This window comes from Microbacterium faecale (assembly GCF_014640975.1).
GTDB lineage: Bacteria > Actinomycetota > Actinomycetes > Actinomycetales > Microbacteriaceae > Microbacterium > Microbacterium faecale.
In genome coordinates this window covers 166,652-181,154 of record NZ_BMHO01000001.1, presented here as the reverse complement: position 1 = coordinate 181,154, position 14,503 = coordinate 166,652, and the positions used below count along the sequence as shown (strand labels likewise).

15 protein-coding genes, 1 tRNA gene and 1 pseudogene are annotated in these 14,503 nt (G+C 68.3%); 8 read left to right on the top strand and 9 right to left on the bottom strand.

Features of this window, described 5'->3' with window-relative positions:
• Positions 1-107 precede the first annotated feature (107 nt).
• Together ligM and IEW87_RS00805 are read right to left on the bottom strand one after the other, a co-directional pair.
• Positions 108-1,511 carry a vanillate/3-O-methylgallate O-demethylase gene (gene ligM, locus IEW87_RS00810; protein ID WP_188710429.1) on the bottom strand — a complete coding sequence of 468 codons (1,404 nt, stop codon included), beginning with the start codon at positions 1,509-1,511 and terminating at the stop codon, positions 108-110.
• Positions 1,512-1,777: 266 nt separating this feature from the next.
• A tRNA-Gly gene (locus IEW87_RS00805) sits at positions 1,778-1,851 on the bottom strand.
• Between the two features lie 54 nt (positions 1,852-1,905).
• Between IEW87_RS00805 and dcd the strand changes: the two genes are divergently transcribed.
• The 3 genes from dcd to IEW87_RS00790 all read left to right on the top strand — a co-directional run bounded on the left by dcd (position 1,906) and on the right by IEW87_RS00790 (position 3,192).
• Positions 1,906-2,505 carry a dCTP deaminase gene (gene dcd, locus IEW87_RS00800; RefSeq protein WP_188710428.1) on the top strand — a complete coding sequence of 200 codons (600 nt, stop codon included), beginning with the start codon at positions 1,906-1,908 and terminating at the stop codon, positions 2,503-2,505.
• Positions 2,506-2,574: 69 nt separating this feature from the next.
• The gene (locus IEW87_RS00795; protein ID WP_188710427.1) at positions 2,575-2,886 is read left to right on the top strand and encodes a TfoX/Sxy family protein; all 312 of its coding nucleotides are present in this window, start codon (positions 2,575-2,577) and stop codon (positions 2,884-2,886) included.
• Positions 2,887-2,985: 99 nt separating this feature from the next.
• Positions 2,986-3,192 (top strand): hypothetical protein, encoded by a 207-nt coding sequence (locus tag IEW87_RS00790; RefSeq protein WP_188710426.1) that lies wholly within the window; start codon positions 2,986-2,988, stop codon positions 3,190-3,192.
• A gap of 24 nt (positions 3,193-3,216) precedes the next feature.
• Here IEW87_RS00790 and IEW87_RS00785 read toward each other — a convergent pair whose 3' ends face one another.
• Positions 3,217-3,483 (bottom strand): hypothetical protein, encoded by a 267-nt coding sequence (locus tag IEW87_RS00785; RefSeq protein ID WP_188710425.1) that lies wholly within the window; start codon positions 3,481-3,483, stop codon positions 3,217-3,219.
• A gap of 173 nt (positions 3,484-3,656) precedes the next feature.
• Positions 3,657-4,262, bottom strand: a complete 606-nt coding sequence (locus tag IEW87_RS00780; protein ID WP_188710424.1) for a MerR family transcriptional regulator — start codon at positions 4,260-4,262, stop codon at positions 3,657-3,659.
• A 78-nt stretch (positions 4,263-4,340) separates the two neighbouring features.
• Between IEW87_RS00780 and IEW87_RS00775 the strand changes: the two genes are divergently transcribed.
• Positions 4,341-4,853 (top strand): DUF4188 domain-containing protein, encoded by a 513-nt coding sequence (locus IEW87_RS00775; protein ID WP_188710423.1) that lies wholly within the window; start codon positions 4,341-4,343, stop codon positions 4,851-4,853.
• A 21-nt stretch (positions 4,854-4,874) separates the two neighbouring features.
• On the top strand, positions 4,875-5,684 hold the full coding sequence (locus IEW87_RS00770; RefSeq protein WP_188710422.1) for a siderophore-interacting protein: 810 nt from the start codon (positions 4,875-4,877) through the stop codon (positions 5,682-5,684).
• A gap of 88 nt (positions 5,685-5,772) precedes the next feature.
• Here IEW87_RS00770 and IEW87_RS15250 read toward each other — a convergent pair.
• A pseudogene (locus IEW87_RS15250) lies at positions 5,773-5,859 on the bottom strand (GyrI-like domain-containing protein); the annotation flags it as partial.
• Between the two features lie 118 nt (positions 5,860-5,977).
• Here IEW87_RS15250 and IEW87_RS00765 point away from each other — a divergent pair.
• On the top strand, positions 5,978-6,781 hold the full coding sequence (locus IEW87_RS00765) for a MerR family transcriptional regulator (RefSeq protein WP_188710421.1): 804 nt from the start codon (positions 5,978-5,980) through the stop codon (positions 6,779-6,781).
• 90 nt (positions 6,782-6,871) lie between these two features.
• Here the strand turns inward: IEW87_RS00765 and IEW87_RS00760 are convergent, their stop codons facing one another.
• Positions 6,872-8,254, bottom strand: coding sequence for an LLM class flavin-dependent oxidoreductase (locus tag IEW87_RS00760; protein WP_188710420.1), 1,383 nt, complete (start codon positions 8,252-8,254; stop codon positions 6,872-6,874).
• Positions 8,255-8,466: 212 nt separating this feature from the next.
• Between IEW87_RS00760 and IEW87_RS00755 the strand changes: the two genes are divergently transcribed.
• Positions 8,467-8,862, top strand: coding sequence for a CidA/LrgA family protein (locus tag IEW87_RS00755; protein ID WP_188710419.1), 396 nt, complete (start codon positions 8,467-8,469; stop codon positions 8,860-8,862).
• A complete protein-coding gene (locus IEW87_RS00750) occupies positions 8,859-9,527 on the top strand; it encodes an LrgB family protein (protein ID WP_188710418.1) in 669 nt (222 codons plus the stop codon). Before IEW87_RS00755 ends, IEW87_RS00750 begins: the two co-directional genes overlap by 4 nt.
• Before the next feature lie 42 nt (positions 9,528-9,569).
• Here the strand turns inward: IEW87_RS00750 and IEW87_RS00745 are convergent, their stop codons facing one another.
• The 3 genes from IEW87_RS00745 to IEW87_RS00735 all read right to left on the bottom strand — a co-directional run bounded on the left by IEW87_RS00745 (position 9,570) and on the right by IEW87_RS00735 (position 14,501).
• On the bottom strand, positions 9,570-12,017 hold the full coding sequence (locus tag IEW87_RS00745) for a helix-turn-helix transcriptional regulator (RefSeq protein ID WP_188710417.1): 2,448 nt from the start codon (positions 12,015-12,017) through the stop codon (positions 9,570-9,572).
• A 199-nt stretch (positions 12,018-12,216) separates the two neighbouring features.
• Positions 12,217-13,053: an HAD family hydrolase gene (locus IEW87_RS00740; RefSeq protein ID WP_188710416.1), complete on the bottom strand. Its 837-nt coding sequence runs from the start codon at positions 13,051-13,053 to the stop codon at positions 12,217-12,219.
• A 50-nt stretch (positions 13,054-13,103) separates the two neighbouring features.
• Entirely contained in the window at positions 13,104-14,501 is a 1,398-nt protein-coding gene (locus IEW87_RS00735) for an MFS transporter (RefSeq protein WP_188710415.1), read from the bottom strand.
• Positions 14,502-14,503 lie beyond the last annotated feature (2 nt).

Here is a 14,503-nt window from a genome sequence, read left to right as displayed (position 1 = left end):
TGTCAACCAAATCTGCGCACACTATTGGCGCGAATCCGTTTGGCCCGCGCACAGACGGGCGGCCCCGGATCCGTGTCGATCGGGGGCCGCCTTGACGCGTCGTGCGCTCAGAGAGCGCCGGTGGAGCGCCAGCCGCCCTGGTAGGTCTCGCGAGCGACCGTCGAGTAGGGCGTGGGGCTCACAATGGCGCGCACCTTCAGCTGCTGGTGCGGCTCGACCGTGGTCTTCTCGCTGCCGCCGTCGGGCTCGCCCCAGACGACCGTGACCTCGGCGCCCTCCGGGACGTCGCGATCGACGGTGGCGAGGGAGAGGCCGCGCTTCTCGTTCGCGGTGACCCCCGTGAACAGCGACACACCGATGTTCGTCCCGTCGGCGTCGAGCACGGCGTCGAAGTTGCTGGACCCGTAGTTCGCGTTCGGCAGGTCGAAGAACTGGTAGCCGTCACCGTCTCGGTCGAGCACGGTCGTGAGGGCCTTGGCGAGATCCTCGTCGTTCCACGCCAGCGTCACCTTGCGGCGCTGCTTCTCCGGGTCGATGTTCTCGAGCGCGTCACGGCCGATGAAGTCGTGGTCGAACTTCACGAACGAGCCGTAGCCGAGCTCCCACGGGTTGAGGTAGTAGTCCTCGATGTTGTTCGAGACGAACGAACCGGCGATCGCGTTGATGGCCTCGTAGCTGTCTGCCGGCAGCCATTCGCGGTAGGCGCGCTCGGCCTCGCTCGAGTAGATTGCGGGCAGCGGCGAGGGGATCCAGCCCGATTCAAGCGTGTTCGACGAGTATGCGCGCGATCCGCACGGCTCGATGCCGAACTCGGCGCCGGCCTCGAGGATCGCGTTTCGGATCTTCTCGTGCTCCGCGTACGGGCCCCACAGCTCGAGACCCGGGGCGCCGGCCATGCCATGGCGCAGCGTGCGCACGCGCGATCCGGCGATGTCGAGGTAGCCCATGTGGAAGAACTTGACCTTCTCGAGCGGGCCGCCGTTGAGCTTCTCGATGATGGGCCAGGCATTCGGCCCCTGGATCTGGAAGCGGTAGTAGTCGCGGGTGACGAGGTGGCCGTATGGGCGCGAGGGGGAGCGGTCGTCATAGCGCCACTCGACGTCGTACCCGCCGGTCTCGGCGTGGAAGTGCAGCCAGTTCGCACCCGGCGCGCGGCCGACGTAGACGTACTCGTTCTCGGCCTCGTGGAAGAGGATCCCGTCGCCGATCACGCCGCCGTTCGACGCCGTCGGCACAAACTGCTTGGCCGTGTTGAGCGGAAAGTTCGCGAAGCTGTTGATGCCGGTGTCGCTGAGCAGCTTCAGCGCGTCCGGGCCCTTCAGAAAGAAATTGACCATGTGGTGCGTCTGGTCATAGAGCACCGCGGTGTGGCGCCACGCCTTCTGCTCGCGCCGCCAGTTCGAGAACTCGGTGGGCACGACCGGATAGATGTACGTGCCCAGCTTCGAAATGCGCAGCAGTTCGACGGTGCTGCGACTCTCGTCGAGCAGTTCCTGCAGGTTTTTCGCCATGGTTGCTCCTTTGTGGCGTATCTGACGTCGTTGTCCGACGATTCCCGTGGCGGTGTTCCCGACCAGCGTGGTTCCCTCGGTGAAGACCTCGGCCTCACATACCGATGTCCATAGGTATCTCGTCAGCAAGATTGTAAACAAAATTCCCGCCATCCGGCAGGGGTTCGGCGGAAATCACCTGATTCGTGTGACGCTTGTGACCCTTCGTTGCGCCGCGAAGGGTCACAAGCGTCACACGAAGCGCGCTTCTGGCGGCGGGAGGGAAGTGGAGGGGCTGACGGGAATCGAACCCGCGCTGTCTGCTTGGGAAGCAGAAGTTCTACCATTGAACTACAGCCCCGAATGCGTTGAGCTTAGTCGCGGGCGAGGCACTTCTGCAAAGTAGACTCGAGCCGTGCTGCTCTCCGATCGTGACATCAACGCCGAACTCGATGCCGGGCGCATCAGCCTGGATCCTCTCGACCGCACGATGGTGCAGCCCTCGAGCGTCGACGTCCGCATGGACCGCTACTTCCGGCTGTTCAGCAACCACAAGTACCCGTTCATCGACCCAGCCGAGGACCAGCCCGACCTGACCCACCTGCTCGAGGTCGAGCCGGACGAAGCATTCGTGCTGCACCCCGGCGAGTTCGTCCTCGCGAGCACGTTCGAGGCCGTGACGCTGCCCGATGACGTCGCCGCGCGACTCGAGGGTAAGTCGTCGCTGGGGCGCCTCGGGCTGTTGACGCATTCGACGGCCGGCTTCATCGATCCGGGCTTCTCCGGTCACGTCACCCTCGAGCTGTCGAACATGGCGACGCTGCCGATCAAGCTGTGGCCGGGAATGAAGATCGGGCAGCTCTGCTTCTTCCGGCTCTCCTCGCCCGCAGACAACACGTACGGCGCGTACGGCAACCGATATCAGGGGCAGAACGGTCCGACCGCGAGCCGCTCGCACCTCAACTTCTCGCGTTCCGATGTCTCCGTCAGCGACGCGGGCTCGCGCGGCTCCTGACGCTCCGACAAGCGGATCCTGCCGGCCGACGAGCTGACAGGGCTCGGACAAGACACGTAGTCTCGCCCCATGGCTTACAACCCCGAGATCGCGGATCGCGTACGCGCGATCATCGAGGCCGCGGGGGCGGTTGAGCAGAAGCGCATGATGGGGTCGCTCGCGTTCATGGTCGACGGCAAAATGGCCGTCGGCGTCTCGGGTGACGAGGTGTTCTTCCCCGTCGGAGGCGGCGAGGCGCTCGACATCGCGCTGCAGCAGGGCGCGCACCGTCTCCAGTTGAAGAGCGGCGTCGACGTTCCATTCGCGGCGCTGACGGATCCCGACGACGACACGCTCGCTGAGTGGATCGGCGATGCGGTCGCGCGGGCTCGCGGGGAATGACCAGCGGTGTGACCGTCGGGACGGGGACCGCCGCGTTACGATCGTCTCGTTGAATCGCGGGTGACGCGACTCGTTCCGGGGAGAGCGGAGGGACAACACATGTTCAGCGCGATACTGGTCAGTTTGCTCGGTGTGGTGGTCCTCCTGTTCGCCATCGGCATCGTCGTGCTCGTGGTCGTCCTCCGCGGTCGCGCGTCGCGCCGCGACGGCGTCACGTACGCGCGACCGGACGCGGCAACGCCGGTCGACCCTCCGCGCGCAGAATCCGATCCCCGTGACGGTCAGACGCCTCCCGGCGCCCACTGACCCAACGGATCCGTTCTCGCTGCGTCAGACGCGTGCACGAACGATCGCGGCGATGCTCGGCGGGTTCAGATCGTGGTCGCTCGATTCGGCGTCGACCACGAACTCGGACGCGGGCATCGCCGCGTGCAGATCGTCGCAGGAGCTCATGAGCGCCGGGAACGTAGTCTCTCCTCGGAGGATCGTTACCGGCACGTCGACGCCGAGCATGGCGTCTGTCGGGACGGAGAGGCGGTGGGTGAGAACCGCGTCGTAGACGACCGACTGTGCGATCGCGACGAGCTCGGCGAACATCGGGCTCTGGCTCGTCTGCTCGATGATCGGCTCGGCGAGGCCGACCGCCTCGCGTTGGAACGTGGTGATCGCGTCGCCACCGCGCCCCTCGTCGACGAGCGCCTGCAGGCGTTCCGAGAGGTGCGGGTCGCGCGGATCCCCGTCGACGAACGAAACGGCGGCGGCCGACCCCGTCAGGTTGCGGGGCCGAATCGGTCCGCGGCGGCGCTCTGCTCCGCAAGCCGACGCAGAGCGGAGAGCAGCGGCTCCGCGAGGATCGTGCCGAGGACCGCGTATCGCAGCGCGTGCCGCGGATCCTCGGGCATGTGCGCCAACTCTGCCTCGGCGACCCTCGCGGCCGCGTTGATATGGGCGTCGAGTACGCCCTCCGGGATTTCGAAGTCCGCGTCGTCCGCGGCGTGGAGGGCGCGCGCCAGCTGCGCGAGCTCTGGGCCCGATGGATCGACCCTCCAGCCTGCGCGCTCCACGAGCGCCAGGGCGACGGACGTGTCGACGGCTTCCACCTCGTCGAGCGTCGCGTGCTGCGCAGCCCCGAGGGCTGTGAACATGTCCGCCCCGGGTTCGTCGATGACGCGCAGCACGTCGCGTACGCGCGCGACCGTGAGCTTCGCCGGCCCGAGGAGCGCGCGCACGAGGCGCAGACGCTCGACGTGCTGTTCGTTGTAGCGGGCCTGCGTCGCCGACGTGAGTTCCCCGGGCGGAAGGAGGCCTTCGCGCAGGTAGTACTTGATCGTCGCCGTGGCGATGCCCGCGCGGGCCGACAGCTCGGAGATTCTCATGGCACCTCTTGACAATAGATAGTGCAACTATCCAGTATTGGATAGCGACACTTTCTATTATGGCGAAGGGTGCGGAAGATGGCGAAGCCGGTGATGGGTCGAATGACTCACGACTACGACGGTGAACTTGTGGTGTTCCTGATCGGGATGCGGATCAACTCTTGGCGCCACGTGCGCACGTGGGCGAGCGCGATCGCGGCGATGCCGCCGATGCTTCGCGAACTCACCGCGGATCCCGAGTCGGGGATGGTGGGCTTCCGCTACTTCGGCATGCCGCGCACCCCCAGCGTCATCCAGTACTGGACAAGCCTCGACAAGCTCTACGAATACGCGTCGGATCCCGGGGCGAAGCATCGGCCGGCGTGGGGCGAGTTCAACCGGCGCGCGCGTGCTGCCAAGGGTGCCGTCGGTATCTGGCACGAGACGTACGTGGTCGACCGCGCGGAGACGCTCTACTCCGCGATGCCGCCGACGGGTCTCGGTGCGGCGACGGCGCTGCAGCCGATCGCGGCGCACAACCGGGCGCGCGACCGGATCGGAGGAGCGTACGCTGCCGCTCCGTCGCCCGAGAAGAGGTCGCGCGCCGAATAAGGTAAGGCTACGCTAAGACCTGTGAGCAATATCGCCATCACCCACGCGGATTCCGGTGTGGTCCAGGCCGAGGTCGTGCGACGAGAGCACGTCACGCCGCACATGGTCCGCGTCACGCTCGGAGGAGACGACCTTGAGCGCTTCACGGCCGTGGGCTACGACCAGTGGTTCCGCCTTGCGCTGCCCGTTGGCGACGTTGGCGGGCTCGAGCGGCTGCCCGCCAAGTTCACGATGGGCGCGTACCTCACGGGATACTTGCGGATCCCCAAGGGCAAGCGTCCGATCGTGCGCAATTACACGGTGCGTGAGTACCGTGCCGCCGATCGCGAGCTCGACGTCGACTTCGTGGTGCACGGATCCGAAGGCGTTGCCGGGCCGTGGGCCGCCACCGCGGAGCCGGGCGACCGCGTCGCGTTCATCGACCAGGGGTGTGGGTGGCGCGGTCTTCCCGCGGACGTCAACCTCATCGTCGCCGACGAGAGCGGGCTTCCCGCCGCGGTCGGCATCCTCCGCGACATGCCCCGCGACTCCGTCGGCCACGCACTGATCGAGCTGTTCGACGAGCGCGACCGGCAGGACGTCGACGCGCCCGCCGGGATGGCCGTGCACTGGCTCATTCGTGACGCGGGCGCGGACCCGGGATCCGCCGCGCTCCCCGCGCTACGTGACCTGGAGATGCCCGCGGGATCCACGTATGCGTTCGCGGTCGGCGAGCAGTCGCTCGCGGCCGCCGCACGCCGACACCTCGTGCGCGAGCGGGGGATCCCGAAGTCGCACGTCACATTCTCCGGGTACTGGAAGAAGGGCCACACCGCCGTCGGCGGGTCGTAACCCGCCCTGCAAGTCCACAAGTCTCCGACAAGTCCGTCGCAAACAGCTGCGGGCTCGTCGGAGACTTGCGGACTTGTCGGACGACGGCGCGCTCCACCGGCTGGCGCAGGATCGTGCGGAGGCGTTCGGGCGCGGCACGGCGCGGATCACTCAGATAGATCTCGTGGTGGCGACCGCGCGGAGCCGTGTACGTGCTGATCGTCCTCTTGAGATCCGCCTTCATCCGCGCGTCCTTCCTTCGCACCTGTCTCCGTGTTTGACTCTGACACAGGGGAAGGGTCGATAAAGGTCTCATGCTGTCCATCGGAGCTTTCGCGCAGATCGGCCAGGTGACGCATCGCATGTTGCGCCACTGGGACGCCGCCGGTCTGCTCGTGCCCGCTCACATCGACGAAGTCACGGGATATCGCTCGTACGATCCATCGCAGCTCGAGCGACTGCACCGGATCGTCGCGCTCCGCAGCCTCGGGTTCGGTCTCACTGAGGTCAGCGAGTACCTCGACGCGGGGGTGGATGCGGCTCGGCTCGCCGACTTGCTCCGCATCCGTCGCGCCGAGGTTGAGCGCGAGCATCGGATCGCGGCCGAACGACTCGCCGATGTCGAGCGGAGGCTCCACGTCATCGAAGAGGAGAACACTATGAGCACCATCGAGATCATCGAGAAGCCCCTGCCCGCGGTCCGGCTCGCGGCCGCGACCGGCAGGCCCGAGAACGGCGATATGGCTGGTCTGGTCAGCGGGCTATTCGAGCGCGCGCAGCGTGCGATCGGCGACGCAGAGGGCGCCTTCGACGTGCCGATTGCCGTGTACGACTTCGGTGAGGGCGGGATGCACGTCACGGCGGGGTTCGAGTGGTCAGGACCCGCACCCGACGGGCTTGAGATCGTCGAGCTTCCGTCCGTGGCGGAGGCAGTCTGCGGGATCCACCTGGGAGCCATGGCTGGGATCGGCGCGAGTTGGCAGGCCGTGCATGTCGAGATCGCGGCACGGGGGATGACGCCGGCGGGTCCGAACCGCGAGTTCTACGTCCGCGCTGCGCCCGACGAGGACCAGTCGGCGTGGGTCACGGAACTCCAGCAGCCGGTCGCGCGTCCCTAAGCCCATCGATCGGCGGCGCGCACTAAGTCCGCAAGTCTCCGACGAGTCCGTTGCGAGCAGCTGCGGGCTCGTCGGAGACTTGCGGACTCGTCAGACGACGGCGCGCTCGCTCACGCGATAGCGCGCGGGGCGATGGGTGTCCTTGACCCGGTCGCCGGCGCCCTGCAGCTTCTGCCGCAGCGTCCCGGGAGCGTATGACTCCGGATAGATGCCGCGTTCGCGCAGGACGGGGATCACGTGCTCGATGACGTCCTCCCACGTCTCGTGAGCGACGGCGTAGGCGAGATTGAACCCGTCGACGTCGGCCTCGGCGACCCACCGCTGCAGCTCGTCGGCGATCTGCTCGCCGGATCCGACGATCGTGGGCCCGAGGCCGCCGATCGCGTTCCGCCGCGCAAGGTCGCCGACCGTCCACTCGCGGCCGAGCTCTGCCTCCTCCTTCAGGTGCTGCAGCGTCGACTGGATCGCGTTCGACTGGACGTTCCCGAGCGGTTCGTCCCAGTCGTACTGCGACAGGTCGACGCCCATCCAGCCCGACGTGAAGGTCAGCGCGCCCTCGGTCGACGCGTACTGGTCGTACTCGGCCTTCTTCGCCCGCGCGTCCTCTTCCGTCGCGCCGGTCACGATCGTCACGAGCGTATAGATCTTGGCGTCGTAGCGGTCGCGTCCCGCGGCCTCGAGGCCATCGCGGATCCGCTTCACCGTCTTCGCGAGCACGTCGGCCGACGGGGCGGCGACGAAGATCGCCTCGGCGTTCTCGGCCGCGAAGGCGACTCCCCGCGGCGAGGCACCCGCCTGATAGATGACGGGCGTGCGTTGCGGCGAAGGCTCCGAGATGTGGATGCCGGGGACGTCGAACCACTCGCCGTGGTGCTCGATCGGGTGCACCTTCGCGGGATCCGTGAAGATGCCGGCCTCGCGGTCGACGACGACGGCATCGTCCTCCCACGAGCCCTCCCAGAGCTTGTAGAGCACCTCGAGGTACTCGTCCGCGTGGTCGTAGCGGCGGTCGTGCTCCATCTGATCGTCATTGCCCATGTTGCGCGCGGCGCTCGGCAGGTACCCGGTCACGACGTTCCAGCCGATCCGCCCGTTCGTGAGGTGATCGAGCGTCGACAGTCGACGCGCAAACGGGTACGGGTGCTCGAAAGCGGTTCCGGCGGTGATGCCGAAACCGAGGTGCTCGGTGACCGCCGCCATCGCCGAGGCGAGCAGCAGCGGGTCGTTGACGGGAACCTGGGCGCCGTTGCGCAGCGCCGCCTCATTCGTGCCGCCGTACACGTCGTACGTGCCGAGCACGTCGGCGATGAACAGGCCGTCGAAGGTTCCGCGCTCAAGCAGCTGCGCGAGATCGGTCCAGTAGCGGATCGTGTTGTACTCGCGAGAGCGGTCGCGGGGATGGCGCCACAGGCCCGAGGCCTGATGCGCGACACAGTTCATATCGAACGCGTTGAATCGGATCTGGCGAGGCATGCACCGAGGAAACCGCGCGTCCGGCGCGACCGCAACCGTTCGCGTCACACGCCGACGCGTGCCGTCACGCGGCGTCATGCACGCGCGAGTCCACAAGTCTCCGACGAGTCCGATGCGAATCGCGCCGGACTTGTCGGAGACTTGCGGACCTGGGGAGCGTGGCAGGATGTCTGCAGGGCGCGGCCCCGCGCGCGCCGGAGAGGGTGTTCCGGATGGCCGACGACGGGCAGAAAAAGACGAACGCGCTGGCGCGGTGGCTGTTTGGGCTCGGGATCCTCGTGGCGTTCGCCGTCGCGGGCGACGCCCTGCGCAGCGCGGTGGGTCTGCCGATCCCCGGTTCGACGGTGGGAATGATCCTGTTGCTCGTCGTGCTGCTCACGCCCGCCCGGCGGCTCGTCGCCCGCGTCGTCGCACCTGCCGCCGACTCGCTCGTCGCGGTCCTGCCTCTGCTGCTCGTGCCCCTCGCCGTCGGCATCATCGGCTCGTTCGGTCCGCTCGCCGAGCACGCGCTCGCCATCACGGCGGCGCTGATCATCGGCTGGCTCGTGACCTTCCTGACGGCGGCGTTCGTCGCCGAGCTGCTGATGCGACGGATGCGCCGGTCATGATCTGGCCCCTCGCACTCACGCTTCTGGTCTGGGCAGGCGCGGCATGGCTGTCCCGCTTCTCGGCCATGCTGAACCCCGTGATGACGAGCACGATCGTGCTCGCGGCGTTCCTCCTGCTCCTGCGGATCCCGCTGGTCGACTACCAACAGGGAACGGTTCCGCTGACCGCGCTGCTCGGCCCCGCCATCGTGGCGCTGGCGTTCCCCATCCAGCGGCACGCGCGTGAGCTGGGGCGCCTCCTCCCGGCGCTCATCATCGCCGCGGTCGTCGCGACGATCGTCGGCGTCGCGACGACGGTGTTTGTCGCCTGGTTGCTCGGGGTGCCGTACGAGATCCTGCTGACCTTGGCGCCGAAGCATGCGACGTCGGCGGTGTCCGCGGCGGTGTCGGGCGTCCTGGGCGCTCCCGCGTCGCTCGCGGCGGTCTTCTCGATCCTCACGGGGATCCTCGGCGCGGTCGCGGGGCCGCCGCTCCTGCGCCTCGTGCGCGTGACGGATCCGGTGTCGCAGGGGTTCTCGATCGGGCTATCGGCGCACGCGATCGGCACGGCGCGCGCGATGGAGCTGAGCCCCGCCACGGGCGCCTCGTCGGCGCTCGGACTTGCGCTCGCCGCACTGCTGGTGCCGGTGGTGATCCTCGCCGCGAGCCTCATCGGCTGGCTGTGAGGATCGACGCGCAAGCGGAGTGTGCCACGGCGGGCAGCCTGCTCAGACGAGCCCGAGGCGCTTCGCCGTCGCCACGGCGTCGGCCCACGACGAGACGCCGAGTTTGCGATAGATCGACCGCAGCTGGGTCTTGACCGTGTTGGGGGAGACGTGGAGCCGTGCCGCGAGGTCGCGCGTCGACTCGGCGGCGACGAGGTGCGCGACGACGACGCGCTCACGTTCACTGAGTGCGAGGGTCGTGCTGGTGGCGAGCTGCAGCTCATCACGCATCCGCTCGACGTCGGCGATGTATCGACGCCCGGCGGGGTCGAGGGCGAGCTGATCCGCCTGCGTGAGTGTGGTGCCCAGCGCGCTCATTCCCTGCGCGGCGAACGGCAGCAGGGGACGGGCGCGGGATCCGGCGACGAGCGCCGTTGAGAGGTGCTGATGCGCGACCTCGAGTGACGAGTCGGATCCGATCGCGTGGTACGCGAGGAACAGCAGCAGGTGCGACCATACGGCGAGGACTCCGGACCCGTACGCGTCCTGGGTGGAAGCGAGCGCCGCCAATGCGCGCTCGGGCTTCTTCGCGCGCAGCGCGGCGCGCGCGAGCAGGACGTCCACAGGGATGACCGCGCGGAGCCCGCGCGTCTCGGTCAGCAGTTCCACGGCACGGTCCGCCGCGCCGGCGTGCAGGAGCGCCTCCGTTCGCGCCCACACGAGCAGGGCGCGATGGTTCGCCGTCAGGTCGCGGCCATCGAGCTCGCGCTCGAACAGTTCGATCGCGCGCGCCGCGAGGCCCGAGGTGCCCAGCAGACCGTGTGCGAACGAACGCAGGGCGAGGTCGATGAAGCGCAGCATGAGCGGATCATCGACGGCCGGCGCCTCGTCGTCGAGCGCCTCCTGCAGCCCGCGCGGATCCACGATGTAGAGCGCGCTGCTGAGCTTGACCACGTTCGACATCGGCGGTGTGATCACGTGAGCGCCGACGAGGTTGTCCACACGCGCCTGGAAGGTGGACGGGAGGGGCGCGCGCCCGCTGTTTGTCGTGACAAGCAGCAGCATCTCGTGCGCGTAGCGGGCGAGGCGATCGTGCTTCGAGGAGTGCGCGAGAGCCGCAGCCGCGGCGAAACGGTCCGACGCGATGTCCGATCGAGACGCGTCGATGGCGCTGATCCCCGCGTGCAGGAGGAGGTTCGCCTGCGCGAGCGATGGAGCCCCGTCGTCGGCGTCGTCGTGGACCCGATCGACCGAGTCAGCGAGCCTCTCGTGGGTCTCGAGCGCTTCGCCGTGGTGGCCGTCGAGGCGGAGAAGCACGCCGCGCAGCGTGTCCGCGAGCAGCAGCGCTCCGACCGACATCTCGACCCCGTCGGTCTCGTCGAGGAGGTCGCGGGCGACGCGGCGGTCCGCCTGCGACACGTGGCCGGTGTGGTTCGCGCTGGTGACGTCGATCAGGCACCGGATGAGCGCGACGCGCAGTTCGGGGGACGCGCTGCGAGTGATGGCCTCCTCGAGCCACGGCCGGGCGTGCGCGACGTCGAACTCGCCGAGCAGCCACCAGTGCTCGACCAGCAGGCGGGTGCGTGCCGCGGGGAGATCGGCGACGATCGACCAGCCATCGTCGGTACGCCCCTCACTCAGGAAACGCGAGGCGAGCGCGGCGACGTCCGCGTCGACGGCATCCAGTCGTGCCTCGCGCTCGATCCGGTCGATGACGGCGGCCCGGATATCGGGCCGTAGCTGCATCATGTCGGAGTCGGGATCCTGTACGAAGAAGCCCGCCTGGAGCACATTGTCGAAGGCGGCGCGCACGACCTCGTCGCGCCCCCACACCTCGAGCAGCGTGCGACGGGGCATCGGTCCGATGCGCGCCGAGACGAGCACCGCTCGCCAGCCGTTCGGACGGAAGACGCCGGCGGCAGCGGCCCCCGCGAAGTGACTCACGAGCGCATCGCACCCCGTGCGCACCGCGGCCTCGTCGAGGGATCCGTGCGACGTGGCTGCGCGCAGGATCGCGTCCACCAGGCCAGCGTGTGTGCCCACGCGTTCGAGGAGGCCGCTGGCCTCATCCCAGGTGAGGGCGAGGCCGAGCTGCTCGGCCCTGTCGAGCGTCTCGTCCGTCGTGAAGCCGAACTGGGATCCGGGGAAGACGCGTTCGGGTCGCATGCCCGCATCGAGGAGGCCCGGCGGCCACTGTGTGCTGGAGACGGCGATGAGCGTCGCCGCGGGCCAGCGCTCGCGCACCGCGAGGGCTGCAGTGACGTGGGTGCCGAGCATGCCTTCGATCTCCAGCAGGACGACGTCGGCGTCGGGCGTCTCCGCGGGCACGTCGACACGATTCGACGACCACTCGATCAGACGATCGCCCGTCTCGGCGACCCATTCGCGCACACTGGAGGCGACGCCGCTGTCGTGCTGTGCGGTCACAAGCACCGTTGCGCCCGCCGTCACGCGTCGCCAGAGCGACACGAGGCGGGGCCGGCTCAGCCGGTCGCGATCAGTCCCCTGCACCCTCACCATGATGCCACGCGGGTGATGTCGTGTGATTCACGGGTGAGGTGAGGGTGATTTGGGTCACGCACGTATGGTTCCCGGGGCGAGCGAACCTAGGCTGAAGAATAGTCGGACGAGCGACATCGTCGCCCCGATCAATCGGGACCCGGGTAGCGGTCGGGGGAGCGCAGCCCGGGTTTTCCCGTGTCCGGGGCGCTCAGACCAACCCGTGCGTCGCGAAGGCGTTCCAGATGCCGTCGGCGTCGACGCCGCTCGTCACCTCGTCGGCTGCCGCGATCGCTTCTGGAGTTCCGTTCCCCATCGCGATCCCCACGCCGGCGGTGCGCAGCATCTCGAGATCGTTGTTGTTATCGCCGATCGCGATCGAGTGCGCGACGTCGATCCCGAGCGTCCGCACGGTCTCGACGAGCGCGGATCCCTTCGTCACCCCGCCGGCGGAGACCTCGCCACCGGCCGTGCCGAGCCCGGGCATCGTGCCGGTGATCACGCTGAAGCGATCGCCCAACAGTTCCTTGACGGCGGAGTAGGTGCGCTGATCGTCGCTCGAGAAGACGGCCTTCGCGACCGCGCCCTGCGGCGGATCCGCGGTGATCGTGACGTGCTCCAGCAGCGCCTCGCGCGTGGCATCCGAGAGGCGGCCCTCGGCATCGAGCCCCGCTGCCAGGCGGTTGTACCCCGACGGTGTCGCCCACACGTCGTCACGACCCTGCAGCACGTAGTCGGCGCCGACGGTCTCGAATGCCGCCACCATCTCTGCGACTCGGCGCGGATCCATGAGGTGTTCCGCGTGCCATCCGCCCTCGCTCCAGAGCGTGCCCAGCCAGATGTAGGCGCCAGCGCCGAGTACCGCGCCGTCAAATCCGATTTCGACGAGACGCTCTTCGACCTCGGTCGGGCCGCGCCCGGTTGCGAGGAACACGAGGTGGTCGTTCTCGCGGGCCGTGCGGATCGCGTTCACCGTTGAAGCGGGGATCTCCCCGTCGTGGTCGATGATCGTCCCGTCGACGTCAAGGAAGGCGATGCGGCGCGTCATGCCTCCAGTCTCGCAGGGGCGTCCTGCGTGCTCGCGGAGCGTCGGGCGGTCTATGGCGTCGCGCGCACCGGGAGAAGGAGGAGCAGGCCGAGCAGGAGCACCAGCACGATTCCGAGGACCCCGAACAGTGTCGCTCCGGTCGCGGTGATCAACAGTGTCCAGAGCGCGGACGACATCCAGCTCGCCGCGCGACCCGTCGTCGCGTAGAGGCCGAAGATCTCGCCCTCGCGTCCCGCGGGCGTGACGCGAGCGAGGAACGAGCGCCCGGCCGCCTGCGCGGGGCCGACGAACGCGCACAGGATGAGTCCGAAGACCCAGAAGATGATCTTGCCCACGCCAGCGAAGAAGAACACCGCCATCCCTGCCACCACCATGCCGCACAGCGCGAACACGATGATCGCCTTCGGGCCGAACCGGTCGTCCCATCGGCCGGCGATCATCGTCGAGACGCCCGCGATGAAGTTCGCCGCAATGCCGAACACGACGGTGTCGACGAATCCGAATCCGAACACCTGAGCCGCGATGATTGCCCCGAACGTGAACACGCCGCTCAGGCCGTCGCGGAACACGCTCGATGCCAGGAGGAACCAGAACGTGTTCCGCGTCGCGCGGTTGCGGTACAGGCTGATGATGTCGCGGACGAGGACGGCGTAGCTGCGCAGGAAGTTCACGCGGCGCTCGGGCTTGCCGAGCGGGGCCGGTTCGGGCACGGCGAGGAAGACGGGGATCGCGAACGCGGTCGACCAGATGGCGCACCCGACCGCGATGAGACGGAAGGGGAGCCCGTCATCAGCGGGAATGCGGAACCAGTCGCTCGCGTAGAAGACCACGACGAGGACGAGCGCGACGACGCCGCCCACGTATCCGAAGCCCCAGCCGAGGCCGGAGATGCGCCCGATGTTCTTCGGCGACGCAATGCTGACGAGCAGCGCGTTGTAGTTGACGGACGCGATCTCATTCAGCACCGTGCCGGCCGCGATCAGCGACACCGCCATCCAAAAGTAGGTCGGCGCGGGTTCGGCGAACCACAGCCCCAGCATGCAACCGATCGTGCCGACTGTGCCGATCCCCAGCCACAGCTTCTGCTTGCCCTGCGCGTCGGCCTGCTGGCCCAACACGGGGGCGAGGACGAGGATGAGCAGCCCGGCGACGGTCGTGCCGAGGCCGAGACCGCTCGCGAGATCGGCGAGCGCGTGTTGCTTCAACGGATCGTCGTCGCTCAGCGACTGCAACTCCGCGGGGAGGAACGCCTCCGTCGTGAGGTAGAGCGCCGTGAAGATGAACGTGAGGATGATGGTGTTGAACGGCTGGAGCCCCCAGTCCCACAGCGCCCACGAGAGGATCGTGCGTCGCTTGGTCGGCTTCGCGTCGAGCTTGTGCTGCAGACCGAAGACGGGGACGGCCTCGCTGTCGGCCGCGGCGGACGGGCGAGGGGGCTTCGCGCTCATGG

Coding starts and splice junctions, on each gene's coding strand:
- IEW87_RS00760 (WP_188710420.1), bottom strand. CDS start 8,254: ATGCCTCGCCAGATCCGATTCAACGCGTTCGATATGAACTGTGTCGCG.
- IEW87_RS00775 (WP_188710423.1), top strand. CDS start 4,341: ATGGCGAAGCCGGTGATGGGTCGAATGACTCACGACTACGACGGTGAA.
- IEW87_RS00765 (WP_188710421.1), top strand. CDS start 5,978: ATGCTGTCCATCGGAGCTTTCGCGCAGATCGGCCAGGTGACGCATCGC.
- IEW87_RS00795 (WP_188710427.1), top strand. CDS start 2,575: ATGGCTTACAACCCCGAGATCGCGGATCGCGTACGCGCGATCATCGAG.
- IEW87_RS00750 (WP_188710418.1), top strand. CDS start 8,859: ATGATCTGGCCCCTCGCACTCACGCTTCTGGTCTGGGCAGGCGCGGCA.
- IEW87_RS00790 (WP_188710426.1), top strand. CDS start 2,986: ATGTTCAGCGCGATACTGGTCAGTTTGCTCGGTGTGGTGGTCCTCCTG.
- IEW87_RS00780 (WP_188710424.1), bottom strand. CDS start 4,262: ATGAGAATCTCCGAGCTGTCGGCCCGCGCGGGCATCGCCACGGCGACG.
- ligM (WP_188710429.1), bottom strand. CDS start 1,511: ATGGCGAAAAACCTGCAGGAACTGCTCGACGAGAGTCGCAGCACCGTC.
- IEW87_RS00735 (WP_188710415.1), bottom strand. CDS start 14,501: ATGAGCGCGAAGCCCCCTCGCCCGTCCGCCGCGGCCGACAGCGAGGCC.
- IEW87_RS00755 (WP_188710419.1), top strand. CDS start 8,467: ATGGCCGACGACGGGCAGAAAAAGACGAACGCGCTGGCGCGGTGGCTG.
- IEW87_RS00740 (WP_188710416.1), bottom strand. CDS start 13,053: ATGACGCGCCGCATCGCCTTCCTTGACGTCGACGGGACGATCATCGAC.
- IEW87_RS00785 (WP_188710425.1), bottom strand. CDS start 3,483: ATGTTCGCCGAGCTCGTCGCGATCGCACAGTCGGTCGTCTACGACGCG.